The organism is Streptomyces sp. NPDC058257, assembly GCF_042881845.1.
GTDB lineage: Bacteria > Actinomycetota > Actinomycetes > Streptomycetales > Streptomycetaceae > Streptomyces.
Genome location: NZ_JBHVXJ010000005.1, coordinates 80520 through 102941 on the forward strand (window position 1 = coordinate 80520; position 22422 = coordinate 102941).

General features: G+C 72.2%; 25 protein-coding genes. 16 read left to right on the forward strand and 9 right to left on the reverse strand.

Going from position 1 to position 22422, the window contains the following annotated elements; all coding sequences use genetic code 11:
* Positions 1–11: 11 nt before the first annotated feature.
* A complete protein-coding gene (locus ACFVXC_RS15185; RefSeq protein WP_389905441.1) occupies positions 12–1562 on the reverse strand; it encodes a sensor histidine kinase in 1551 nt (516 codons plus the stop codon).
* 119 nt (positions 1563–1681) lie between these two features.
* On the reverse strand, positions 1682–2338 hold the full coding sequence (locus ACFVXC_RS15190; RefSeq protein WP_389905443.1) for a response regulator: 657 nt from the start codon (positions 2336–2338) through the stop codon (positions 1682–1684).
* 168 nt (positions 2339–2506) lie between these two features.
* On the opposite strand from ACFVXC_RS15190, the gene ACFVXC_RS15195 reads away from it, so the two are divergent.
* From ACFVXC_RS15195 to ACFVXC_RS15215, 5 genes are read left to right on the forward strand one after another with little or no spacing between them, the layout of a single operon-like run.
* The gene (locus ACFVXC_RS15195) at positions 2507–3424 is read left to right on the forward strand and encodes an ABC transporter ATP-binding protein (protein ID WP_389905445.1); all 918 of its coding nucleotides are present in this window, start codon (positions 2507–2509) and stop codon (positions 3422–3424) included.
* On the forward strand, positions 3421–4200 hold the full coding sequence (locus tag ACFVXC_RS15200; RefSeq protein ID WP_389905446.1) for an ABC transporter permease subunit: 780 nt from the start codon (positions 3421–3423) through the stop codon (positions 4198–4200). Before ACFVXC_RS15195 ends, ACFVXC_RS15200 begins: the two co-directional genes overlap by 4 nt.
* A gap of 49 nt (positions 4201–4249) precedes the next feature.
* Positions 4250–5065 (forward strand): GNAT family N-acetyltransferase, encoded by an 816-nt coding sequence (locus ACFVXC_RS15205; protein WP_389905448.1) that lies wholly within the window; start codon positions 4250–4252, stop codon positions 5063–5065.
* Complete coding sequence (locus ACFVXC_RS15210; protein ID WP_389905450.1) at positions 5062–5862, forward strand: lysophospholipid acyltransferase family protein; 801 nt, start codon at positions 5062–5064, stop codon at positions 5860–5862. Before ACFVXC_RS15205 ends, ACFVXC_RS15210 begins: the two co-directional genes overlap by 4 nt.
* Entirely contained in the window at positions 5855–6481 is a 627-nt protein-coding gene (locus ACFVXC_RS15215) for a DedA family protein (protein ID WP_389905452.1), read from the forward strand. Before ACFVXC_RS15210 ends, ACFVXC_RS15215 begins: the two co-directional genes overlap by 8 nt.
* Here the strand turns inward: ACFVXC_RS15215 and ACFVXC_RS15220 are convergent.
* On the reverse strand, positions 6468–7451 hold the full coding sequence (locus tag ACFVXC_RS15220; RefSeq protein WP_389905454.1) for an erythromycin esterase family protein: 984 nt from the start codon (positions 7449–7451) through the stop codon (positions 6468–6470). The genes ACFVXC_RS15215 and ACFVXC_RS15220 overlap by 14 nt on opposite strands.
* 157 nt (positions 7452–7608) lie before the next feature.
* Between ACFVXC_RS15220 and ACFVXC_RS15225 the strand changes: the two genes are divergently transcribed.
* The 3 genes from ACFVXC_RS15225 to ACFVXC_RS15235 all read left to right on the forward strand — a co-directional run bounded on the left by ACFVXC_RS15225 (position 7609) and on the right by ACFVXC_RS15235 (position 9983).
* Positions 7609–8406, forward strand: a complete 798-nt coding sequence (locus ACFVXC_RS15225) for a DJ-1/PfpI family protein (protein WP_389905456.1) — start codon at positions 7609–7611, stop codon at positions 8404–8406.
* Between the two features lie 57 nt (positions 8407–8463).
* The gene (locus ACFVXC_RS15230; RefSeq protein WP_389905458.1) at positions 8464–9216 is read left to right on the forward strand and encodes a hypothetical protein; all 753 of its coding nucleotides are present in this window, start codon (positions 8464–8466) and stop codon (positions 9214–9216) included.
* Positions 9217–9389: 173 nt separating this feature from the next.
* Positions 9390–9983: a sigma-70 family RNA polymerase sigma factor gene (locus ACFVXC_RS15235; RefSeq protein ID WP_389905460.1), complete on the forward strand. Its 594-nt coding sequence runs from the start codon at positions 9390–9392 to the stop codon at positions 9981–9983.
* Between the two features lie 67 nt (positions 9984–10050).
* On the opposite strand, the gene ACFVXC_RS15240 is transcribed toward ACFVXC_RS15235, so the two are convergent.
* Entirely contained in the window at positions 10051–10911 is an 861-nt protein-coding gene (locus ACFVXC_RS15240) for a helix-turn-helix domain-containing protein (RefSeq protein ID WP_389905462.1), read from the reverse strand.
* A 218-nt stretch (positions 10912–11129) separates the two neighbouring features.
* Between ACFVXC_RS15240 and ACFVXC_RS15245 the strand changes: the two genes are divergently transcribed.
* The 4 genes from ACFVXC_RS15245 (at position 11130) to ACFVXC_RS15260 (ending at position 14644) form a co-directional block, all read left to right on the forward strand.
* Positions 11130–12101, forward strand: coding sequence for an ABC transporter ATP-binding protein (locus tag ACFVXC_RS15245; protein WP_389905938.1), 972 nt, complete (start codon positions 11130–11132; stop codon positions 12099–12101).
* Positions 12098–12946: an ABC transporter permease gene (locus ACFVXC_RS15250; RefSeq protein ID WP_389905464.1), complete on the forward strand. Its 849-nt coding sequence runs from the start codon at positions 12098–12100 to the stop codon at positions 12944–12946. The genes ACFVXC_RS15245 and ACFVXC_RS15250 overlap by 4 nt, the downstream gene beginning before the upstream one ends.
* A gap of 241 nt (positions 12947–13187) precedes the next feature.
* The gene (locus ACFVXC_RS15255) at positions 13188–14486 is read left to right on the forward strand and encodes a hypothetical protein (RefSeq protein ID WP_389905466.1); all 1299 of its coding nucleotides are present in this window, start codon (positions 13188–13190) and stop codon (positions 14484–14486) included.
* A complete protein-coding gene (locus ACFVXC_RS15260; protein WP_389905468.1) occupies positions 14483–14644 on the forward strand; it encodes a hypothetical protein in 162 nt (53 codons plus the stop codon). The genes ACFVXC_RS15255 and ACFVXC_RS15260 overlap by 4 nt, the downstream gene beginning before the upstream one ends.
* Here ACFVXC_RS15260 and ACFVXC_RS15265 read toward each other — a convergent pair.
* Both ACFVXC_RS15265 and ACFVXC_RS15270 read right to left on the reverse strand, forming a co-directional pair.
* Complete coding sequence (locus tag ACFVXC_RS15265; protein WP_389905470.1) at positions 14641–15048, reverse strand: CoA-binding protein; 408 nt, start codon at positions 15046–15048, stop codon at positions 14641–14643. The genes ACFVXC_RS15260 and ACFVXC_RS15265 overlap by 4 nt on opposite strands.
* 89 nt (positions 15049–15137) lie before the next feature.
* A complete protein-coding gene (locus ACFVXC_RS15270) occupies positions 15138–15713 on the reverse strand; it encodes a TerD family protein (protein ID WP_361843358.1) in 576 nt (191 codons plus the stop codon).
* A gap of 206 nt (positions 15714–15919) precedes the next feature.
* Here ACFVXC_RS15270 and ACFVXC_RS15275 point away from each other — a divergent pair, with 206 nt between their 5' ends.
* Positions 15920–16315 carry a BlaI/MecI/CopY family transcriptional regulator gene (locus ACFVXC_RS15275; protein ID WP_389905472.1) on the forward strand — a complete coding sequence of 132 codons (396 nt, stop codon included), beginning with the start codon at positions 15920–15922 and terminating at the stop codon, positions 16313–16315.
* 118 nt (positions 16316–16433) lie between these two features.
* Here the strand turns inward: ACFVXC_RS15275 and ACFVXC_RS15280 are convergent, their stop codons facing one another.
* Positions 16434–16889 (reverse strand): tellurite resistance TerB family protein, encoded by a 456-nt coding sequence (locus ACFVXC_RS15280; protein ID WP_389905474.1) that lies wholly within the window; start codon positions 16887–16889, stop codon positions 16434–16436.
* 96 nt (positions 16890–16985) lie between these two features.
* Here ACFVXC_RS15280 and ACFVXC_RS15285 point away from each other — a divergent pair, with 96 nt between their 5' ends.
* Positions 16986–17663: a transcriptional regulator gene (locus ACFVXC_RS15285; RefSeq protein ID WP_389905476.1), complete on the forward strand. Its 678-nt coding sequence runs from the start codon at positions 16986–16988 to the stop codon at positions 17661–17663.
* A 36-nt stretch (positions 17664–17699) separates the two neighbouring features.
* Here the strand turns inward: ACFVXC_RS15285 and ACFVXC_RS15290 are convergent, their stop codons facing one another.
* The gene (locus ACFVXC_RS15290) at positions 17700–18353 is read right to left on the reverse strand and encodes a TetR/AcrR family transcriptional regulator C-terminal domain-containing protein (RefSeq protein WP_389905478.1); all 654 of its coding nucleotides are present in this window, start codon (positions 18351–18353) and stop codon (positions 17700–17702) included.
* 169 nt (positions 18354–18522) lie between these two features.
* Between ACFVXC_RS15290 and ACFVXC_RS15295 the strand changes: the two genes are divergently transcribed.
* Positions 18523–19980, forward strand: coding sequence for an APC family permease (locus ACFVXC_RS15295; protein WP_389905480.1), 1458 nt, complete (start codon positions 18523–18525; stop codon positions 19978–19980).
* 17 nt (positions 19981–19997) lie between these two features.
* Entirely contained in the window at positions 19998–21653 is a 1656-nt protein-coding gene (locus tag ACFVXC_RS15300) for an amidohydrolase (protein ID WP_389905482.1), read from the forward strand.
* Here ACFVXC_RS15300 and ACFVXC_RS15305 read toward each other — a convergent pair.
* Positions 21619–22311, reverse strand: a complete 693-nt coding sequence (locus ACFVXC_RS15305) for a 4'-phosphopantetheinyl transferase (RefSeq protein WP_389905939.1) — start codon at positions 22309–22311, stop codon at positions 21619–21621. The two genes, ACFVXC_RS15300 and ACFVXC_RS15305, sit on opposite strands and share 35 nt — an antisense overlap.
* Positions 22312–22422 lie beyond the last annotated feature (111 nt).

Sequence of the window (22422 nt, forward strand, 5' to 3'; positions counted from 1 at the left end):
GGGGCGCCCCGTCATTCGTCGTCGCCCACCACCGACTTGGACACGAGCCGCCCGTCGGCGAAACAGAGGCGGTAGCCGTCCGACGACATGACGTGCGTGCTGTAGTACGTGCAGTCCTGGCCGCGCGGCGTCGCGGGTGCGCCGTCCGGTGGGCCGTCCCTGGTGAACCGCGGCAGCCGGGCCTCCACCTCGCCGCGCGGCTCCCCGGTCGTCAGGCCGTCGTACACGTCCCGGTCGAGGACCGACCAGACCGAGCTGATCAGGCTGAGGGGGATCATGAGCAGCAGGATCCCGGCAAGCACCGCGAGCGGCGCGAGAACCGCCTGTGTGAGCCGCCGCCTGATCTGCCGTCTTGCCAGCTCCAGTTCACGGGCGGAGGTGGTCGGCCGGGGCGCGTCGGCGGCGCGCGGGGCCGCTCCCGCCGCGGGCAGCTCGGCGTCCACCACGAAGCCGCCGTCGTCCGTGGGCTCCGCCCGCAGCGCCCCGCCCGCGAGGCGCACCCGCTCATCGAGGCCGACGAGGCCGCTGCCGCCCGAAGCGACGCCGGGCAGGCGCCCCGCCGGTGCCGGGTCGTTCACCACCGTCAGGCGCAGCGTGTCGTCCTCGCGCACGGGCTCTCGCACGAGGCGGGCCCGGACCGCCGCGCCGGGGGCATGCTTGGCGGCGTTCGTCAGGGACTCCTGGAGTACGCGGTGGACGGCGAGAGCGACCATCGGCGGCAGGTCCTCCGTACGGCCCGACCGTTCGAGTGTGACCTCGACCCCGGAGGCCCGCGCGCGCTCGACCACGGCGTCCGCGCTCTCCTCCGACGGCCCACGGGGCGGCGCTTCGTCGTCGGCCCGCAGGACGCCGATGATCTCCCGCAGCCGTTCGGTCGCCGCGCCCGCCGCCTCGCGCAGCTCGCCGACGGCCGCCTGCTGGCGGGCGTCGAGCGTGGGATCGACCTCCAGGACGCCCGCCTGGACCGCGATGAGCGTCAGGTCGTGGCCGAGCGAGTCGTGCATGTCGCCCGCGATCCTGGCCCGTTCGCGGATGCGGGTGCGGTCGGCGACGGCCTGCTGCTCGTGCTCCATGCGCTCGGCGAGCCGCCATCCGGCGGCCATCAGGTCGGCGTACTGGCGGCGGTAGCGGCCGAGCAGCCAGGGCAGCACCACGCCGATCAGCAGCGTCAGGAGCATCGTGGGCCAGCCCCACAGATCGTTCGACACGACCGCGCACAGCACGAGCCCGGCAGCGGCCGCCGCCCCGAAGAACCACAGTGCGGGACGCACCGTGACACTGCGGCTGCCCGCGAGATATCCGAAGAGGGCGAGCGCCGCCCAATACACGGGCGTCAGCATCTCCGCGTCCGTCAGCAGACTCAGCGCGACCGGCACGGCAAGTGCCACGAGCGGCCACCGCCTGCTGAAGGCCACAGCGCCCCCGAGCAGCGGGACGCCCACGGCCGCCACGACCGCGTCATGTCCGTCGAGACCGACGGCGGCCGAGACCGGCGGCGCGCACACCACGAGCCACAGCCCGATGTCGAAGAGCCGGGGAAGCCAGCCGTGTCTGCCGCGCATCCGTCAAGGATCGCCGATCACCCCCTGCCCGCGCCCCCGACGAAAGTAAGGGGTCGCGAAGTAAGGGGCCGCAGCGGGGAAGGAGTCGCGAAGCAGGCGGCGCCCAGGAGCCCGAGCGCTCACTCCTCGCCGACGAGCCCCGCCTCGTACGCGAGGATCGCGGCCTGCACCCGGTTCTTGAAGCCGAGACGGGCGAGGACCTGGCTGACGTACGCCTTCACCGTGCCCTCGACGACGTGCAGTCGCTGGGCGATCTCCGCGTTCGAGAGACCCGCGCCGACCAGCGCGAGCACCTCGCGCTCGCGTGCCGTCAGGCCTTCGATGCGGGTCCGGGCGGTGGCCTGCTTGCCGAGCTGCCCCGCGCCGAGGTGGGAGATGACCCGCCGCGCGATCGAGGGGGAGAGATACGCGCCGCCCTCGGCGACGGCCTGTACCCCGGCGATCAGCTCGCGGGGGTTGCCGGACTTGAGGAGGAAACCGGCCGCGCCCGAGCCGAGCGCGCTTGCGATGTACTCGTCCTCGGAGAACGTGGTGAGCATCGCCACGGCCGTGCCGGGCGAGACCCGGCTCAGTTCGGCCGCCGCCTGGAGGCCGTCGAGCCGGGGCATCCGGATGTCGAGGAGTGCGACGTCCGGGCGGTGCCCCAGCGCGAGGTCGACCGCCTCACGCCCGTCGGCCGCCTCGGCGACGACCTCGATGCCCTCGGCGGTGCCGAGGATCGCCCGCACCCCGGCCCGGATCATCGCCTCGTCGTCGGCAAGCAGCACTCGGATCATGCGAGCACGCTACCCGGCCGCCTCGGACCTTACGAAAGTGCAGGGCAGGTGCTGACCAAGGTCCCCTGTTCCGTGCCCCGTCGCTCCATAGCGTTCAGGTCGTCGCCGCCCGTGCCACCGAAGGCGCGGGTACTGAAGACGCGGTCACCTAGAGGGACTTGGGGAACGATGCTCACACTGCGGAACCTGACCAAGAGATACGGCGAGAAGACGGCCGTCGACGCGCTGTCCCTGGAAGTGGCGCCCGGGAAGATCACCGGGTTCCTCGGGCCGAACGGCGCGGGCAAGTCCACCACGATGCGCATGATCCTGGGCCTCGACCACCCCACATCCGGCACCGCTCTCATCAAGGGCAGACGGTACGCCGACCACGCGCACCCCCTGCGGGAGGTCGGCGCGCTCCTGGACGCCAAGGCCGTGCACCCCCGTCGCAGCGCGTACAAGCACCTCCTCGCGATGGCGCGCAGCCACGGCATCCCCGCCCGTCGTGTCGACGAGGTGCTCGACGCCACGGGACTCGGCGACGTGGCGGGCAGGCAGGCGGGCTCCTTCTCGCTGGGCATGGGGCAGCGCCTGGGCATCGCGGGGGCGCTGCTCGGCGATCCGGAGGTGCTGATGCTCGACGAGCCGGTCAACGGTCTCGACCCGGACGGCGTGCTCTGGATCCGTCGCTTCCTGCGGTCGCTCGCCGAGCAGGGCAGGACGGTGTTCGTCTCCAGCCATCTGATGAGCGAGATGGAGGTCACCGCGGACCGGCTGGTCGTGATCGGCAAGGGACGGCTCATCGCGGACGCGCCGATGCGCGACATCCTCGCACGCGGTTCCCGCAACACGGTCCGTGTGCGCGGGCCCGAGCCGGACCGCCTGGACGCCCTGGCGGGACGGCTCGCGCCGGAGGCCCACGACGTCCAGCGGGTGTCGGCGCAGGAGCTGGTGGTGACGGGCCTGACGCCGGAGCGCGTCGGCGATCTGGCCCACGAAGTACACGTACGACTGCATGAACTGCGCGCCGTCGAGGCGTCACTGGAAGAGGCATACATGGAACTGACCGCAGGAAGCGTCGAGTTCGGGGAGGCACGGCTGTGAGCACCCAGATCTCCGATCAGCGCCGTACACCGCAGCGGATGGCCGGGGGCGGTCTGCGCGGGGCCGTGGCCGCCGAGCGGATCAAGCTGTTCTCGCTCCGCTCGACCTGGTATTTCCTGCTGACGGCGGCCGGCGTGATGGGGGCGACGGCCGCGTGTGTCGGTGCGGTCACCCATGACGCGAAGGCCTCGGCCGCCGACCCGGCGACGCTCGCCACCGTCTACGGCGTCGAGTTCGTCGTCGCCGGGCTCGCCATGCTGTGCGTCACCGGCGAGTACGCCACCGGGAGCATCACCAACACCCTCCAGTGCGTGCCGGACCGCGCGCGCCTGCTGACCGCCAAGAGTCTCACCGTCGGGGTCGTGGCGTTCGGCGCCGGGATCGTGCTCGCCGCGCTCGGTGTGGTGGCGGGCGTGGCGGCCATGGACGAGTCGACGTTCGACTTCGCGCACGTGGCGGGCCGGGTGTTTGCCGTCGCCGTTCACCTGATGCTCATGAGCGTCCTGACCATCGGCCTCGCGGCCATCGTGCGCAGTTCAGCCGGGACCATCACCGTGCTGTTCGTGCTGCTGCTCATCGTGCCGACGATCCTTCAATCGATTCCCCTCGACTTCCTCACGAACCTGGCGCAGTTCCTGCCCCAGGCGGCGGGCACGCAGTTCCTCACGGGCGACGCGGATCTCTACGGCCCCGCCACCGGGCTGCTCCTCCTCGCCGCCTGGACGGCCGCCTCGCTGACCCTGGCCACGGTGATCCTCCGGCGCCGCGACGCCTGAGCCACCCTCCGGCCACGACCACCCTCCCCGAACGGAGACCGGAACTGTCATGCCCTCGACATCAGCTGCCCGGACGCCCGCTGCCCCCGCCACCTCCACCGCCCCCGCCACCTCCACTTCCACCGCCCTCACCGGCCCCGCCGCACCCAGCTCGTACGTCACCTCCATCGCCGACTCCGAGGAGCAGATACGGGCCGCGCAGCGGCTGCGGTACCGCGTCTTCGGCGAGGAGATGGGGGCCACCCTCCACACCTCCCTGCCCGGCCACGACGTGGACGCCTACGACGACCTCGTGGACCACCTGATCGTCACCGACACCACCACCGGCGAGGTCGTCGGCACCTACCGGCTCCTGCCGCCCGGCAGGGCCGAACGGACCTACTCCGAAGCCGAGTTCGACCTGTGCGCACTGGAGGCGCTGCGGTCCTCCACGATCGAGGCGGGCCGCTCCTGTGTGCACCCCGACCACCGTTCCGGTGCCGTGATCAACCTGATGTGGTCGGCGCTCGCCCGCTACGTCCTGCTCTCCGGCCACCGCTATCTGGCGGGCTGCGCATCGGTGCCGCTCGCCGACGGCGGCAAGGCGGCGTCCAGCGCCTGGCTGCTCGGCACGTCCAAGCACGCCTCGCCGCCCGACCTGCGCGTGCACCCCCGGCGCCCCTGGGTACCCACCGTGCCCACGGTCGAGCGGCCCGCCTACGCCGACCTGCCCCCGCTGCTGAGGGGCTACCTCCGACTCGGGGCGTGGATGTGCGGGGCGCCCGCGCACGACCCCGAGTTCGGCGTCGCCGATTTCTTCGTCCTCCTCGACATGGACCGGCTCGGCGACCGCTACCGCCGCTATTTCCTGGGAGAGACGCAATGAGCCCCGGGGGAGCCGTGGCCGCGCTGTGCACCCCGGCCTGCGTCACACGTTCGGCGCCACGCGTACCGTCCGCCGAAATAGCCCGCCGGTACGCGGCGTTGGCGTACGAGATCGGCCTCGGCGTGGCTCAGGGCGAGCGCCTCGCCGAGCCCCGCACGCTGCGGGCGCGAGCTCGGGGGATCCTGGGCGCGCTCGGCGTACGCCTTGAGGAAGGGCCGCGGCGGCTGACGGCTGACGGGGTCCGCCGGACCCGCCCCGGCACTCTGATCGTCGCCAACCACATCTCCTGGCTCGACGTCGTCAGCCTGCTCGCCGTCGAGCCTGTGACGGTCCTCGCCAAGCGGGAGGTGGGCGGGTGGCCGGTCATCGGCGCGCTCGCCCGTCGAGCCGGTACGCAGTTCATCGACCGCGACGGGCTGCGCCAACTACCGCACGTAGTAGCAGAGTTGGCGTCGACCTTGCGCTCGGGGCGCTCCGTCCTGGTCTTTCCCCAGGCGACGACCTGGTGTTCGGTCCCCGGCGGCCGGTTCCGCCGGGCCACCTTCCAGGCGGCGGCCGACGCGGGCGCCCCCGTGCGTCCTGTGACCATCCGCTACTACCAGCACGGCACCCGCAGCACCACGGCCGCCTTCCTGGGCGACGAGACCTTCGGGGCCTCGCTGCACCGCGTCGCCCGCGCCCGGGCGCTGACGGTGCGGGTCACCGCGCACGCGCCGCTGCACGGCTCCGACCGGCGTGAGCTGGCCGCAGCGGCCCAAGCGGCCGTCGGCGCCCATGAGATGCCCGCGCATGTCTGAGCTGCTCGGCCGCCTGGCCGACGTGCTGCAGACCAGGCTCGACTCGCCCTGGATCTGGCTGATCGTCTTCCTCGTGGCCGGCCTCGACGCACTGGTACCCCTGATGCCGAGCGAGACGACCGTCGTCATGATGGCGGTGCTCATCGGCCCGGAGCTCCCGCGCCTCGCCCTGCTCGCCGCCGTCGCCGCGGCGGGCGCGCTGTCCGGAGACTGTCTCAGTTTCGGCGTGGGGCGGTGGCTCGGGCCGCGGGCGGTGACGCGCCTGATGCGGGGCGAGCACGGCAGACGCCGCTACGCGTGGGCGCGCTCGATGGTCGAACGGCACGCCGCGGCCCTTGTGATCGCGGCGCGCTTCCTGCCCGGCGGGCGGGTGGCCTCCGGCCTGTGCACCGGCAGCATGGGTTTCCCCTTCCGGCGCTTCGCCGCCCTGGACACCGCGGGGGCGGTGCTCTGGGCGGCCAGCAGTACGGCCATCGGGCTCATCGGCGGGGCGAGCTTCGGCGACGAGCCGGTCAAGGGCCTCGGGCTCGCCTTCGGCCTGGCCCTTTCGGCCGTCGCCGGGGTCGATGCGGTACGCAGGTGGCGCAGACCGCGGGGGCGTCACGTCACCGCCCCCTGACCTGCACCCCCTGGCCTTCCCCCTGACCCTCCAGAGCCCTGGCCGGCGTCACCTCGCGGACATGCGCCACCGCGTCGAACCACTCCGCGAGTGAACTGCCGGACAGGTGATGGGCGGCGTCCTCGCGCGCGTCGTAGAAGGGGCCGACGACGCGGGTCCTGGCGGGGGCGCTGAAGTAGGCGTCGACGGGCACGGGGCGCTGTGAGCGCAGGTCGACGAAGTACGCGGGCGAGTCGGCCGCGCCGAGCACCGCCTCGGCGAACTCCGTGGGCGGCACCGGGTAGTCCGTGCCGTGGTGGAAGGTCAGCGCGATGGACGCGTAACCGTCGCCGAAGTGCTCGCGCAGGTGGCCGCCCGCGTTGCGGTGGGTCTGGGGTGCGGGCGACGACACCGTACGGGGGTCGCCGACGGCCGTGTGGGTGAGGCCGCCCCAGTAGACGGTCTTCTGCCGGGTGCGCTCGTGCCACCGGACGGCGTCGTCGGCCAGGGCCCGCTCGATCTCCGCGAGTCCGACACCGGGCGGCGCCGACTGCGTGGGGAGCGCGGCCAGCTGAACGGGGTCGTGCGGGTCGCGTTCGTTGCGGGCGCGCATCCAGCGCAGTACGCCCAGGATCTCCCCGGTGCGCCAGAAGGAGCGGGCCTCGGAGAGCATCGCTTCCGGATCGCCCGCCCCGGTCAGGACATAGGCGTCGAGCCCGAGCCGTGCGGGATCGTCCCCTTCGAGGACGAGAGAACGAAACCCTTCCTCCTCGACCAGGAAGCGCAGCATCCGGTGCTGGAGGACGGACAGCTCATGTGTCGCACGGGATCCCACGCCGAGCGCGACGATCTCTGCGCCCGCCACCGCGTCGGCCAGCGGGCGCAGGTCATCCAACTCGGCATGCTCATCAGAGGTGTCGAGTGGGTGGGCGTGCTGGTTCAGCCAGTCGACCGCCGCTGCGGCCGCTGTTGCTCCTGAGGTTCGGTTCATGGGGCAAGCCTCGTATCTGAAGCATGGTTGAGGTCAAGTGTGAGGCGAGTTGCGGGAACTCGGACTCCTCCGCGACCGACTCCTGGGGCGTGCCGCGGGAGCGGCCTACCGGCCTACCGGCCGACAGACATGACCAGGAGGAGAGTTGAGAGACGAGATGAGTGCGGCTGAACTCGCGGCCGGTGCGGGCCGTCGTCGGCTGCTGCGGGGCGCGGTGGCCGGGACGCTGGGCGCGGTCGGCCTCGCCGCCGCGTCGGACCACCCGGCGGACGCCGCCGGTGGTCACGCACCCCGCCAGGACGACGAGAGAACGCTGAGCATCGCCGTTCTCCTGTACGACGGGTTCACCGCCCTGGACGCCGTCGGTCCGTACGAAGTGCTGTGTCGCGTACCGGGCGTGCGCGTGTCGACGGTCGCCCGGACGGCGGGCCCGGTCCGCACCGACACCGGCGAACTGACGCTGGTGGCCGAGCGGGCGATGAGCGATGTCGGCGGAGCCGACGTGCTGCTGGTGCCCGGCGGCGGCAATCGCGGGGTCGTCGCGATGATGGAGGACGCCGACGTCCACCGGTGGATCCGTCGCATCCACCGCCGCTCCACATGGACCACCTCGGTCTGCACCGGCTCCCTCATCCTCGGCTCGGCGGGCCTGCTGCGCGGACTCCCGGCCACCACCTACTGGGCATCGCGCCCCTACTTGGAGAAGGCCGGCGCCGTCTACACCCCCGGCCGCTTCGTCGAGGCCGGGAAGATCATTACGGCGGCGGGCGTCTCCGCGGGCATCGACATGGGCCTGCACCTCGCATCCCGCCTCTCCGACGAGAAGGTCGGCCGGGCGATGCAGCTCGCCGTCGAGTACGACCCGGACCCGCCGTACGACACCGGAAGCCCCGAGAAGGCCGACGCGCAGACGCAGGCCCTTGCCCTGAAGCTGCTCGAGGACGCGGCGCGCTAGGGCCAGGCCCCTCCTCGCCTATGCGGGGCGGAGCGCGAATGCAAAGATGACCCCGCCATGACTGCTGGGTGGTGTTCTCGCGCGGTGCGGGCTGCGGTGTTCGCGGCAGCCTGCGTGCTGCTCGCTGCCCTGGGGCACGTGCTGATGTCGGGGACGAAGGTGCCCTGGTGGACGCTGGGTGCCGCAGCCGCCGTGGTCGGCGGCACGGGGTGGGCGCTCGCCGGGCGTGAGCGGGGGCCGGCCCTTGTCGTCTCCGCGACGGTGCTGGTCCAGGCCGCCCTGCACTCGGGGTTCTCCCTGGCGCAGGCCGCCGCGCGGCCCTCGGCCAAAGAGCCGCTCGTCCGGCGGTGGGTGCGGCACATGCTCTGCGCGGCGCCGATGGACGCCGACGCGACGGGCAGGGGCCAGGGCTCGGCGATGTCAGCGCCGATGCCCGGGTCGGGAGCGACGCCCATGCGGGCCGTGCCCTCTCCAGGGGCGCCCATGGAACACATGGAGCACATGGAGCACATGGGCGGCGGCCACGACATGGGCGGCATGTCGCCGACCGGCATGCTCGCCGCCCACCTGCTCGCCGCGCTCCTCTGCGGCCTCTGGCTCGCGCACGGCGAACGCGCGGCCTTCCGTATCGCGCGCGCCTTCGCCGGGTGGGTCATCGCCCCGCTGCGCGTGCCTCTCGCGCCGCCCGTGCCCGCGCACCGTCCCCGTATTCGGCCCCGACGCCACCGCTCGGCGGGCCGGCCACGGGAGTTGCTCCTCGTGCACGCCATCACTTCTCGGGGTCCGCCCGCCGGAACCGCTGTCGTCTGACAGCTGGTTCCCCGACGCCGTGCCCGCGCGCCATGTCGCGCGGCCATGCGGCTCGGGCATCGGTCGTACGCACTCCTGCGCGGCCGTACCCCCTCACCGGACCCGGACGCACGCACGCATGTGTACGCATGTACGGCGCGTCCGGGACCCCGGAATCCCGAGAAGGACACCAGGTGATCATTCCTGCCCTGCCCAGCTCACCCGACGAGTCGATAACGGCCTGGGCGCTCGCGGCCCGTGCCGGTGACCCCGAAGCGGTCGAGCACTTCGTACGCGCGCTGCACCGCGACGTCCGCCGGTACGTGACGTACCTCGGCGGCGATCCGCAGGCCGCCGACGATCTGACACAGGACACGTTCCTGCGGGCCCTCGGCAGCCTGCACCGTTTCGAGGGGCGCTCGTCCGCCCGTGCGTGGCTGCTCTCCATCGCCCGGCGCGCGGTGATCGACAGCCTGCGGTACGCCGCCGCCCGGCCCCGTCTCTGTGACACGGACGACTGGCAGTCCGCCGCCGAGCGGGCTCAGCCCAGGGGCCTGCCGGGCTTCGACGACGGCGTGGTCCTCGCCGACCTGCTCGCGACGCTGCCCGACGAGCGGCGTGAGGCCTTCGTCCTCACCCAGCTCCTGGGGCTGCCCTATGCGGAGGCCGCGCTGCTCACCGGCTGCCCGGTGGGCACGGTCCGTTCGCGTGTGGCGCGGGCGCGCGTCGCGCTGATGGAGCGGCTGCGGGAGGCCGAGCGCCCCGCACTCACGGGCGCCGCGGCCTGACGCCGCGTACGGCTGCCCGGTCCCGACGCCGGGCGGCCGTACGCCTTCCTCCGCCTCGCCGGACCCGTCAGGCCCCTGTCAAAGCCCTGAGCTGTTCCGGAGTCAGACGGTTCTGTCCGGCGTGGCGCAGGGCGTCGGTCACGCGTTCCAAGGGCCAGCCAAGTGCCGTGGCCAGGCGGTCCGCCGGGAGAGGCATGGCCGCGTGCCGCAGTGCGGCCAGTACGGTCAGCGCGTCGTCGACGGCTTCCTGGCCGTCTCCGCTCATGTCGTCGCTGAGCGTCGCGAAGAACGCGCTCATGTGGACGAGCCGGGCCCCCGCGGGCGTCGCCGCGTCGAGCACGTCGACTCCCCGCTGTGCCGTCCGCGCCCACAGGGCGTGCTTCTGAGCGCTCGTCATCCACGCCCGGAGCCAGACGTCGTCGTCGATGACGTACCGCTCGCGACGGTGGCCGGGAACTCTTACGCGGCGGATCACCTCAAGGCCGGCCAGATAGCCGACGGCCTTGGACACCGACGCGGGGCTGACCCGCAGCCGCTGGACGAGATCCGCGGCGGTGAGGCTGCCGGAGTCGTCGGTGATCAGGCGGGCCAGCACCCGCGCGGCCATGCGGGGCACCCCGGTCCTGACCATGAGCGCCGCGAGCTGCTCGGCGAAGTCGCGTACGGCGTCGGGGTCGCGTCCGTACGCGTCGGTGCACGTGGCCGGCTCGCGGTGCGGGACCTTCCCGCGCCGCCGTGCGCGCCGTTCGGTGGCGAGATGGGCGTGGTCGACGCGGTAGCCCTCGGGCCCGCCGTTGCGGGTCACCTCGCGGCTGACGGTCGACGTCGGTCTGTCGAGGCGCCGGGCGATCTCGGCGTACCCGAGCCCTTCGGCGAGGCCCGCGCCGATGTCCCGACGGTCCTGGTGGGTCAGCCTGCCTCCCGGCATCCGCGCGGGCCTCCTCGTGTCCATCCCTTGCGTTCATCGGCAAGTCCATTGCAATGAATCCCCGAAATTCCCAACTGGAGAGGGATACCAGGCTAGTTGTTCATTGATGGCGCACTGAACGCAACGTAGCTTCGTCGATATCTGAAGGCATACGGCGAGGAGTTGACGTGACGACCACGAGCGAGGGGGACCTCGTGCTCGATGTCGAGGGACTGCGCATGCGCTACGGCACGGCCGACGTGCTGCGCGACGTGACATTTCAGGCGCGGCACGGCGAAGTGCTGGCCCTGCTCGGGCCGAACGGGGCGGGCAAGACCACCACCATCGAGATCATGGAAGGGTTCCGCATACGCTCGGCGGGCCGGGTCCAGGTGCTCGGCACGGACCCGGGGCTGGGCACCGAGGCATGGCGTGCGCGGATCGGCGTCGTCCTGCAGTCCTGGCGCGATCACGGCAGGTGGCGGGTGCGTGAGCTGCTCGCGCACCTCGGGACGTACTACGCCCCCTACTCCACCGGCACGATCCGGCGGCCGTGGGACACCGACGAGCTCATGGCGGCGGTCGGCCTGACCGGGCACGCGGGCAAGAAGGTCAAGACGCTGTCCGGCGGCCAGCGGCGCAGGCTGGACGTGGCCATCGGCATCGTGGGCCGCCCGGAACTGCTGTTCCTCGACGAGCCCACCGCGGGGTTCGACCCGGAGGCCCGGCAGGAGTTCCACGAACTCGTCCACCGCCTCGCCGAAGATCATGAGACCACGATCCTGCTCACCACCCACGACCTGGACGAGGCGGACAAGCTTGCCGACCGCATCATGATCCTTTCCGGGGGGCGGATCATCGCGGACGGTTCGGCGGACGACCTGGCGCGGCGGATCGCGGGGGACGACGAGGTGCGCTGGACCTACGGCGGCCGGCAGTTCGTGAAGTCGACGGCCGAATCGACGGCGTTCGTCCGCGGGTTGTTCGGTGAGTACGGCGAGGCCGTGGGTGAACTGGAGGTCCGCCGGGCCTCGTTGGAGGACACCTACCTGGCGCTGGTACGACGCCAGGGCGCGGCGGGGACGCGCGAGGCCGGGGCCGGGACGCACGGAGCGGGGACGCACGGGGCCGGGGCGCACGGAGCGGGGACGCACGGGGCCGGGACGCACGGAGCCGGGACGCACGAGGCCGGTACGGCGGTGGCCCTGTGAACACGACGGGTGTGGCGATCCGCGCGGGCTTGGACCGTGGCCTGATCGAACTGCGGCAGTCGTTCACCAACGGTGGTGACGTGCTGTCCCATCTGCTCTGGCCGGTGCTGATGCTGACCGTCATGTTCTTCATGCGCGACACGGCGTTCGGCACGAGCGGACTGCTGCTCGGCACCCTCGCCCTGCCGAGCGTCCTGGGCATGAACGCGGCGATGGGCATGGTCAGCATGAGCCAGGCGCTCACCGCCGAACGCGAGGACGGCACCCTGCTGCGCGCCAAGGCGACGCCCAACGGGATGCCGGGCTACCTCATCGGCAAGGTCGTCTCCGTGGCGGGCGGCCTGCTCGCCGACCTCGCGATCCTGCTGATCCCCGGCATCTTCATCGTCGGCGGTCTCGCGATCGGCGGCCCGGGCTCCTGGCTGACACTGACCTGGGTTCTCGCCCTCGGCATGATCGCGACCCTGCCCATCGGGGCGGTCCTGGGCTCGGTGTTCACCAGCGCGCGCACCCAGGGCCTGATCCAGCTGCCGATCCTGGGCATGATCGCGATCTCCGGCATCTTCTACCCGATCACCGCGATGCCGGACTGGCTGCAATGGGTCGCCCAGGCGTTCCCCATCTACTGGCTCGGCCTCGGCATGCGCTCGGCCCTGCTGCCGGACAGCGCGGTCGGCATCGAGATCGCCGACTCCTGGCGGCACTGGGAGACGGCCGGAGTACTTGGGGCCTGGGCCGTGCTCGGCCTGCTCGTGGCCCCGCTCGTCCTGCGCCGCATGGCACGCAGGGAGTCGGGCTCCAGCGTGGCGGAGCGACGGGAGAGGGCGCTGCGGCGGGTCGGATAGACGACCGGCCCCAGCGCACGGGCCCGACGCGCGGGCCCGACGGAGTGCGCGCAGCCGACGTGGCGCGGTGCTCCATCTCCGCGAGGCTGCCCTGCTCCCCGAACGCGTGTACCCGACAGATAACCTCCTCGGACCGTCGGCGGCGAGCGGGGAGACGGCCCGTCACCGTTGCCCGACGACTCGGTTGCCCGGCCGTGGGGCCGCGCGGATCGCCAGGACAGCCCCCGAGAGGAAGGACGAGATGCCGGACGAACCGGAGAGCACCGGGCCCGAGGCTCCAGGGATGGAGAGCACCGGGCCGGAGAGCTCCAAGATGGTCAACTCCGGCCCGGAGGCCCCCGAGGTGGATGGGCCCCTACGGCAGGCCCCCGCCCCCCGGCCTTCCGCGCCGGAGCGCCCGGGCCGGATGCGCCGGTTGTCCCGTAGCCGGAGTGGCATCGCTGTCATCGGCGCGCTCGTCGGGGTGCTGCTGGGGTCAGGTGTGATGGCGTGGCGCTCCGGTGAACTGCCCTTCGTGGAGCGGGACGTGTGCTGGGGTTCGCTCTCGCCCGATGTCGAGCACGCGCTGTTCTCGGACACGGACGTCCGCAGTCGTGAGCTGCCGCTGCGCCGGGCCACAGAGGACCACATGCTCACGGAGTGCAGCATGCAGGGGTTCGGGGCCGACGAGCTGGAGTCGGAGGTCACAGCGTCGGTGCGGACGCTGGGCGGGTTGCGGGGCGCGCAGGCATGGAGCTGGACCGAGGAGTACCTCTCCTCCCGTATGACGCCGCTCGGCGAGGGGATCACGGGCATGGCTTCCTCCACCCGGGCTTGGGTGGCGCTCCCCGCGAGCTGTGAGGAACGCTCGTACGAGCCGGGCGAGAAGCCGCCGTTGCGGGTGGTCACCCTCGCGTCGGAAGCGGCTGACCCCGAGGGCCAGAACGAGGTCGACGCGCGGCGGGGCCTGGACGCGATGTCCCGCGCGGTCGTGCGGTTGGCCAACGGGGTCATGGAACGATACGGCTGCGACGGCCCGTACTCCGACCCGCCGAAGCTCCGCCGCGCCCCGGAGGGCAACGAACTGCCGGACGTCGACGCCGACCGGCTCTGCGGGATCCAGGGCGTCCGGCTGCCCAGGTGGGCTCAGGGGCCCGATGCGGAGGTCGTAGGCACCACGCCGGGCACGAAGCCGGGCGCGTCCTCCGCGGACGGAATCCGGGCGTGCGACGTGCGCCAGCCCTTCGGCCCGAACAGGCTCCGGCTGATGACCGTGGCGGAACCGGAGCTGGCCGGAGTTGTCTCCGGGGTGCTCGGAAACCGGGCCACGCGTCTGGGTGGTGACGGGCAGGGCGCCTACGCGGGCGGCCTGAGCGTCTACACGGCGGACTGCCGGTCCGGGCGGGTCGCGTTCGTGGCGTATGAGCCGGGGAAGGAAGGCGAGCCGCACGACGACAAGTCACTCGCCCTTGCCGTTCTGCCGTCGTACGTCAAGGCGGAGGCGAAGCGCGTCGGCTGCGGCGAGATGAACGTGAAGGTGCCCGGTAACCCCGCGCCGTGAGGATGGCGGTTCGGAAGGGCAGCGGCCACGGGCCCCGACTCAGCCTGCGCTTTGAGCCGCGCTTCACCCCGGCCGGCTCCTCCTGGATCAACCGGGTCGAGCGGTGGTTCGACTCCCTCGCCCGCTTCTGCCAACGGATCTCCGGCGCGGGACACTAGCGCAACATCGGCAGTTCGATCGCCGGGCAGCGGTCCATCACCATCTCCAGGCCCGCTGCCCGCGTCCGCTCGTACGCCGCCTCGTCGACGACGCCAAGCTGGAACCAGACCGCCTGCGCGCCGATCGCGACGGCTTCATCGGCGGCCTGGCCCGCCAGGTCGCTGTTGAGGAAGACATCGACGACGTCGATCTTGAAGGGCACGGCGGAGAGGGACGGGTAGCCCTGCTCGCCGTGCACCGTCTCGGCCTTCGGGTGAATCGGGACGATGCGCTTTCCGTGACGTTGCAGGACACTCGCGACCCCGTGCGCGGCCCGCCCCTCGTTCGTGGACAGGCCCACGACCGCCCAGGTGTCTCCGAGCTCCGTCAGGATCTTGCGCACTGTTGCCGGATCGCCGTACACGTCCCGCTCCCTCTGCCGCCGATGGTCGGATGACCGCGCGACGACCGAAGTCCTCGCGTCACGTCATACATACACGTCCGACGCGTACGTCAGACGTTCACGCCGAAGTCCGACGCGATTCCGCGCAGTCCACTCGCGTAACCCTGGCCGACCGCGCGGAATTTCCACTCCGTGCCGTGGCGGTAGAGCTCGCCGAAGACCATGGCGGTCTCGGTCGAGGCGTCCTCGGAGAGGTCGTAGCGGGCGATCTCCGCGTTGTCGGCCTGGTTGACCACGCGGATGAAGGCGTTGCGGACCTGGCCGAAGCTCTGGCCGCGGTTCTCGGCGTCGTGGATGGAGACCGGGAAGACGATCTTCGTGATCGTGGCGGGCACGGCGGCGAGGTTCACCTTGACGGCCTCGTCGTCGCCCTCGCCCTCACCGGTGAGGTTGTCGCCGGTGTGCTCGACCGAGCCGTCGGGGCTCTTGAGCTGGTTGTAGAAGATGAAGTGCTGGTCGGAGACGACCTTCCCCGAGTCGTCGCAGAGCAGCGCGCTGGCGTCCAGGTCGTAGTCCGTGCCGGTGGTCGTGCGGACGTCCCAGCCCAGGCCGACCAGGACGGCGGTGAGGCCGGGGGCCTCCTTGCTGAGCGAGACATTGCCGCCCTTGGCCAGGGAAACTCCCACGATGTCCTCCTGAAGTCCTGAGGTGATGTGCGTACCGACCTTGGTCAGGGCCGGACCTAAAAACTACAACACTGTAGAAGTGAACGGGGTGCCGTGGGCCGACACCGCGTCCCGTTACGATGTGGGGCTCCTCAAGGGGCCGTCAAGAGAGCCGTCAAGACAGCGGCCGGGGCGACTGTCGGCAGGCATCCAGGAGGGACACGGGCATGGAGCGGCATGAACGCGAAGCGCGGCAGCCCCGCCCAGGGCGGCGCGGGCAGGGCGAGCTGGAGGCGCAGGTGCTCGCGGCAGTGCACGCGGCGCCGGGACCCGTGAACGCGGCCTGGGTGCAGGAACGTATCGCCGGAGACCTCGCGTACACCACGGTGATGACGATCCTGACCCGGCTGCTCGCCAAGGGCACCGTCACGCGCGAGCGTGCGGGCCGGTCTTTCGTGTGGCGCTCGACGGTGGGCGAGGCGGGGCTCGCCGCGCTGCGGATGCGCAAGGTGCTCGACGGTGAGAGCGACCGCGGCGCCGTGCTCGCCAGTTTCGTCACCACGCTGTCGCCCGACGACGAGCGGATGCTGCGGGGGCTCCTGGCGTCGGCGGACACGGCGTAGGGGGGGGCGCGGCGTAGGGGGCCTGCGGCGAACGGCCGCAAGCCCCCCACTGGTTCGTCCGGGTTCACCGGGTTCACCGGGTTCACCGGCGTCGCAAAGGTATGAAGACCTCGGAGCCTCAGAGGTCGAACTCGTGCGGGGGCAGGTCGAGCGCGAAGCACGCCTCCCGCACGACGGCCCGCTCGGTCTGGTCGAAGTCGCCGTCCGCGCCGCCGATGACGATGCCGATCTGGATCACGGCACGCGCCTCGGCGGGCTTCTTCTTCGCCTTGGCGACCTCCTGCAACACGCTGACCTTGCCGAACGCGAAGTCGGCGGTCAGCTTGTCGGCGTACTCGTCGAAGCGGCGCCGCAGCTCGTCGGCGGGGAAGTTCTGCAGCACCTCGTTGGTGGCGATGAGCTGGGCCACGCGCTGGCGTTCGGACGGGTCGATGGTGCCGTCCGCCGCTGCCACGAGGGCGCACATCGCCATACTGGAGTCGCGGAAGGCGCCGCTCTTGAGGTCGTTCTTCTTCGCCATGAGCTGGGTCTGCATCGTCGATGCGGATTCCTTGACGCGGTCCCACAGGGCCATGAGAGCTCCGTATGTCGGTTTCTTATTTCTACAGCAGTGTAGAAACTAGCAGGCGGGCCGGGCCGAGCGGTCCGCCTGAGGCAGAGAGGACGGACGATGACACGGACCGCACAGGAACTGCTCGACGCCGTGACGCTGGAGCTCGCACCGGACCCCGCGGCCAACCCGCTCGTCCCGCTCGTCGCGGACGGCACCGCGAACCGTTCCGCGATCACCGCTCTCGCTCTGGAGCAGCGCTCCGTGATCCCCGCCGACCGCCGCTCCTTCCTGCATCTGGCCGCACGCTCGGCCGACGCGGGCGAAGCCGAGTGCGCGGCCTTCTTCCGCACCCTCGCCGAAGGGGAGGCGCTCGCCTTCGACCGGCTCGACGCCCTGGTCGCGGCGTGCGGCGTCGACAAGGCCGACCTCGACGCGTACGAGCCGCGCGCGGGCTGTCAGGCCTATCCGGCGTACGTGGCCTGGCTCGCCCTGAACGGCACCCCCGCCGACGTGGTCCTCGCCCTGACCGCCAACTTCGCCGCCTGGGGTGCCTACTGCGCGACGCTCGTCCGGGCGCTCCCCGCCCACTACGGCTTCAGCGAGGAGGCCTGCGGATTCTTCGCGTTCTTCGCCGAACCCGCGCCCGACCTCGAACGGCAGGCGCTCGCCGCGGTGCGGGCAGGCGTGGACCGGGGTCTCGACGCGGCAGGCCCGGCTCTGCGTCACGGGAAGCTGTTGCAGCGCTACGAGGCGATGTTCTGGGAGACGCTCGCCGACCCAGCGCGCACGCTCTGACCGCCCGGGACCGCCACCGCCGGAGCCGGGGACCGCCTATTCCCCGCAGAACTCTCCGCGGAACCCGCCACGGAACCCGCCTCGAAACTCCGCCAGTTGAGTCACGAGGCCGCGGACCAGCGCGTCGAGCCCCGACGCGAACGCCTCCTCGGCCCGCCCTGCCTTGGTGCCGCCGACGGCGCTCTCCAGCGCGGCCGCGAGGACGGGCACCCGGGGCGCGTGCCCGGCCGGATCGATCATCAGCGGCGGCGCCACGAGGTCGAGCGCCGAACCCAGGAGGAAGGACTCGACGCTGGTCATCGCCGCGACAAGGCGTTCCTGCGGCCAGCCGCCGCGCGAAAGGGCGGTGACGACAGCCTCGTACATGCTGAGTGTGGCCGGCGAGCTGATGGTCGTGGTGGCGAGCAGGTCGATGGAGTGCGGGTGCCGGGCGAAGGCGTCGCGATACGAACGGGCCCACGCGGCGAGGGCGTCGGGCCACGGCAGTGTCTCGAACGCGGAGACGTCCATCTCCTCGACGATCAGGCGGCGTACGCCCTCGATGACCTCGGCGCGGCCGTCCAGATGGTTGTAGAGCGAGGCGGTCCGCACCCCGAGCCGCGCGGCCAGGCGGGGCAGGCTGAACGCGTCGGCCCCCTCGGCGTCGATCAGCGCGAGAGCCTCCCGCGCTATCCGATCCGCGCTGAGCACCGGTAGGCGCGGTCTCCCTCTGCCCATGGCCTGGCAACTCCCTTCCCCGGACGCGGTCTTCACAGCCGCACTCGTGCAGAGTACGGTCCTGCGCAGCCCGGACTAAAGGCTTTAGTTATCGAGTCGCCGCTCTGCGCCCCACCCGGAACCTGCTCTCGGGAGTACCCGCGTGACCGCACCCAACTCCTCCGCCGCTCCCACCGCCAAGGACCTGAGCGGCGGCGCCGTCGGCACCGGAGACCTCGTCTTCTTCGTCGTGGCCGCCGCCGCGCCGCTGACCGTGATGGCCGCGGTGGCCCCCCTGTCCATCGGTATGGCGGGCCGGGCCGCGCCGCTGGGCTACCTGATATCGGGGCTGCTGCTCATCGTCTTCGCGGCCGGATTCACCGCGATGAGCCGCTTCGTCCGCAACGCGGGCGCCTTCTACGCCTACATCGGCCGAGGGCTCGGACGCCCGGCGGGAACGGGCTCCGCGTACGTCGCGCTCTTCTCCTACAACGCCATCGAGGCCGGACTGCTCGTCGCCTTCGGATGGTTCACCGAGTCCGGGTTCGAGGACCTGACCGGGGTCCGCGTGGCCTGGTGGATCTGGGCGCTCGCCGGGCTCGTCGCCATCGGTGTGCTCGGCTGTCTGAAGGTCACGTTCAGCGCCAGGGTCCTCGGCGTCGCGCTGGTCCTCGAAGTCCTCGTGCTCCTGGCCTTCGAGGCCGGGCTGCTCGCGCACGGCGGCGGGCCGCAGGGCCTCGACCTGGGCACGCTCTCTCCGGAACACCTGGGCGGCGCGGGGGTGGGCGGCATGTTCGTGCTCGCCGTCGGCGCCTTCGTCGGGTTCGAGGCGACGGCCGTCTACGCGGAGGAGGCACGCGAACCGGAACGTACGGTGCCGCGCGCCACGTACATCGCCGTGGCGTTCCTCGCGCTCTTCTACACCTTCACGGTGTGGACGATCATCAACGCGTACGGACCCGACCACGCCCAGGCCGTCGCCGAGGGCGCGGGCGGCGCCGACATGGTCTTCACGGCGACCGAGCGGTTCGCGGGAGCCTGGGCCGCCGACTCCATGCACGTACTGATCATCACCAGCGCCTTCGCGGCGACGCTCGCCTTCCACAACGGCGCCGCCCGCTACTTCTACGCCCTGGGCCGCGAAGGACTGCTGCCGCGCCGCCTCGGCTCCGTCTCCCCCAGGACCCGGGCACCCGCCACGGCGGTCGTGACGCAGTCGGCCCTCGCGCTTGCCGTGGTCGGCGTGACCGTCGTCAGCGGCGCGGATCCGTACACCGTCACCTTCCTGTGGAGCAACGGCTCCGGCATCCTCGGCGTGATGCTGACGCAGGCGCTCGCCGCGCTCGCGGTGTACGGATTCTTCCGCCGCGAGCGCAGGGGCATGCCCGCCTGGCGGGTGGTCGCGGCCCCGCTGACCGCCTGCGCGGGCCTCGCGGTACTGATCGCCCTGGTGTGTGCCAACCTCGATCTCCTGACGGGAGCTTCGGGCGGCGTCAACGCGGCCCTCATCGCTCCACTGCCGCTCCTGTTCGTGGCGGGAGCGGTGCTTGCCCTGCGGATCCGTCGGCGCGCGCCGACGGCGTACGAACGGCTGACGACAGTGGACGCGAAGAGCGTGTGATGGAGGGGCGGAGCAGCATGGCGGGGCCGAGCAGCATGGCGGACGAGACGGTGACGCGGGTCTTTCTCGGCGCGGTCCGCACCGGAAGCGACATCCACGCGGACACCACGGCACTGGCCGTACGAGACGGACGCGTCGTCGCTCTGGGGGACGAGGCCCGCGCGCTCGCCGAAGAGGCGGACGACGTGGTCGACTTGGGCGAAGGACTGCTCATCGCCGCCTTCGGTGACGGCCACGCGCACCCGCTCTTCGGGGGCCTGGAGAGCTTCGGCCCGCAGGTCAAGGACCTCACCTCCGTCGACGCGATCGTCACGGAGGTCGGACGGTGGGCCGCCGCGCACCCGGACGCGGAGTGGATCGTCGGCGCCTCCTACGATCCCGCGCTCGCGCCCGACGGCGAGTTCGACGCCCGGTGGCTGGACGTCGCGGTGCCGGACCGGCCCGTCGTCCTGCGGGCGTACGACTACCACACGGTGTGGTGCAACACGGAGGCCTTGCGCCGGGCCGGAGTGCGGGACACGACACCGGACCCGCGCCTCGGCTGGATCGTCCGGCGCCCCGACGGCTCGGCCCTCGGCACCCTGCGCGAGTGGCACGCCTGCGACCTGGTGCTCGACCAGGTGCCTGCCCGCGAAGAGGCCGAACTCGTCGAAGCCGTGCGCCGCGCGGGACAGGCGTACGCGCGAGCGGGCATCACCTGGGTGCAGGACGCCTGGGTCGAGCCGGAGATGGTGGAGGCCTATCTCGCGGCGGCCCGGCACGACGCGCTGAGCGTCCGCGTCGACCTGGCCCAGCGCGCGGACCCCGACCGCTGGCGCGAGCAGCGCGAACAGTTCGACGCGACGCGCGGGCGCGTGGCAGCCGATGGCGGCCCGCTCCTGTCGGCGCGCACGGTCAAGTTCTTCAGCGACGGCGTGATCGAGGGCGGTACGGCCGCGCTGCTCGCCCCCTATCTGGACGCCCCGCACAGCTGCGGCATGCCCGTGTGGGAGCCGGGCGCGCTCGCCGAAGCGGTGCGCGCGTTCGACGCCGACGGCTTCAGGACGCACATCCACGCCATCGGTGACGCGGGCGTACGGGCGGCCCTCGACGCGGTGGAGTCCGCCGTCCACGCCAATCCGGCCTGGGACCGGCGGCCCGTGATCACCCACGTCCAGCTCGTCGACCCGGCCGACCTGCCGCGCTTCGCCGCGCTCGGCGTCATCGCCAACTTCGAGCCCCTCTGGGCACAGCCGGACCCGGTCCAGACCGATCTGTCGATGCCCCGGATCGGCGCCGAAAGATCCGACCTGCAGTACCCGATGGGGGAGTTGGCGCGCGGCGGGGTGCGGCTCTCCTTCGGCAGCGACTGGCCCGTCAGCTCGTACGAACCGCTTGAGGGCATCCAGGTCGCGGTCACCAGGCGTACGTTCGACGGCCTTCCGGAGGACGGTTGGACCCCGCACCAGCGCCTCACCGTGGAGCAGGCGCTCGCGGCGGCCACCAGCGGTGTCGCGCACCAGGCGGGCGCGGACGACCGCACCGCGCTCGTGCCCGGTGCGTCCGCGGACCTGGTCGAGCTCTCCGCCGACCCGCGCACCGTGGACCCGATGGCCATCCGGCAGGTGCGGGTGCTCGGCACATGGCTCGGCGGGGCCCCTACGTACCGGGAACGGGAGGAACGGGAGGGGTGAGCGGCAGGACGATGGCGGTGACGGCTATGCCGTCGCGTATCAGCCAGTTGCCCCGGAAGCCCGTCAGCTCGCGCCCCGCCACCTTCGGCCCCGGGACGAGGAGAGTCGCGGCGAACGTGCCGTCCGGCCTCAGGTCCATCCGCGCCTCCTCGAAGCCGAGCCAGCGCCCGGTCAGCGGGAACCACGTCTTGTAGACGGACTCCTTGGCGCTGAAGAGGAGCCGGTCCCAGGGGACGTCCGGATGCCGGATGCCGAGCTCGGCCAGGGCCGTGCGCTCCGCCTTGTCCGCGACGAGATCCAGGACGCCCGGTTCGGCGATCGGGGCGGCAGGCTCCGCGTCGACGCCGACCGAAAGGACCGCCGAGTCGCGGGCCACGACGGCGGCGCGGTAGCCCGCGCAGTGCGTCATGCTGCCGACGATGCCGTCCGGCCAGCGCGGCGCGCCCTTGGGCCCGGGCAGGATCGGCACGGGCGGCACGCCGAGCTCGGCCAGAGCGGCGCGGGCGCACCGGCGGACCGTGGCGAACTCGCGGCGCCGCTTGTCCACGGCCCGCGCGACGACGTCCGCCTCCTCGGGGAACAGGAAAGGGCCGACCGGTTCGTCCCGGGTGGTCTCCACGACGGTGACGGGCGCGGCGGCGAGCAGCGACCCCAACACGTCGATGTCGCCGGGGACTTGAGCGTCCGTACCGCTTTGGGCCTGGCGTGCGCGATTCGTAGGTGACGTCACAATGGATCACCGTACCGGGGCCGTGGCGTGCGCGGGGGC

Excerpts from the sequence above, each read along its gene's own strand:
- ACFVXC_RS15185 (WP_389905441.1), bottom strand. The coding sequence starts at position 1,562 with ATGCGCGGCAGACACGGCTGGCTTCCCCGGCTCTTCGACATCGGGCTG.
- ACFVXC_RS15190 (WP_389905443.1), bottom strand. The coding sequence starts at position 2,338 with ATGATCCGAGTGCTGCTTGCCGACGACGAGGCGATGATCCGGGCCGGG.
- ACFVXC_RS15195 (WP_389905445.1), top strand. The coding sequence starts at position 2,507 with ATGCTCACACTGCGGAACCTGACCAAGAGATACGGCGAGAAGACGGCC.
- ACFVXC_RS15205 (WP_389905448.1), top strand. The coding sequence starts at position 4,250 with ATGCCCTCGACATCAGCTGCCCGGACGCCCGCTGCCCCCGCCACCTCC.
- ACFVXC_RS15210 (WP_389905450.1), top strand. The coding sequence starts at position 5,062 with ATGAGCCCCGGGGGAGCCGTGGCCGCGCTGTGCACCCCGGCCTGCGTC.
- ACFVXC_RS15215 (WP_389905452.1), top strand. The coding sequence starts at position 5,855 with ATGTCTGAGCTGCTCGGCCGCCTGGCCGACGTGCTGCAGACCAGGCTC.
- ACFVXC_RS15220 (WP_389905454.1), bottom strand. The coding sequence starts at position 7,451 with ATGAACCGAACCTCAGGAGCAACAGCGGCCGCAGCGGCGGTCGACTGG.
- ACFVXC_RS15225 (WP_389905456.1), top strand. The coding sequence starts at position 7,609 with ATGAGTGCGGCTGAACTCGCGGCCGGTGCGGGCCGTCGTCGGCTGCTG.
- ACFVXC_RS15230 (WP_389905458.1), top strand. The coding sequence starts at position 8,464 with ATGACTGCTGGGTGGTGTTCTCGCGCGGTGCGGGCTGCGGTGTTCGCG.
- ACFVXC_RS15240 (WP_389905462.1), bottom strand. The coding sequence starts at position 10,911 with ATGCCGGGAGGCAGGCTGACCCACCAGGACCGTCGGGACATCGGCGCG.
- ACFVXC_RS15245 (WP_389905938.1), top strand. The coding sequence starts at position 11,130 with ATGCGCTACGGCACGGCCGACGTGCTGCGCGACGTGACATTTCAGGCG.
- ACFVXC_RS15255 (WP_389905466.1), top strand. The coding sequence starts at position 13,188 with ATGCCGGACGAACCGGAGAGCACCGGGCCCGAGGCTCCAGGGATGGAG.
- ACFVXC_RS15275 (WP_389905472.1), top strand. The coding sequence starts at position 15,920 with ATGGAGCGGCATGAACGCGAAGCGCGGCAGCCCCGCCCAGGGCGGCGC.
- ACFVXC_RS15280 (WP_389905474.1), bottom strand. The coding sequence starts at position 16,889 with ATGGCCCTGTGGGACCGCGTCAAGGAATCCGCATCGACGATGCAGACC.
- ACFVXC_RS15285 (WP_389905476.1), top strand. The coding sequence starts at position 16,986 with ATGACACGGACCGCACAGGAACTGCTCGACGCCGTGACGCTGGAGCTC.
- ACFVXC_RS15300 (WP_389905482.1), top strand. The coding sequence starts at position 19,998 with ATGGCGGGGCCGAGCAGCATGGCGGACGAGACGGTGACGCGGGTCTTT.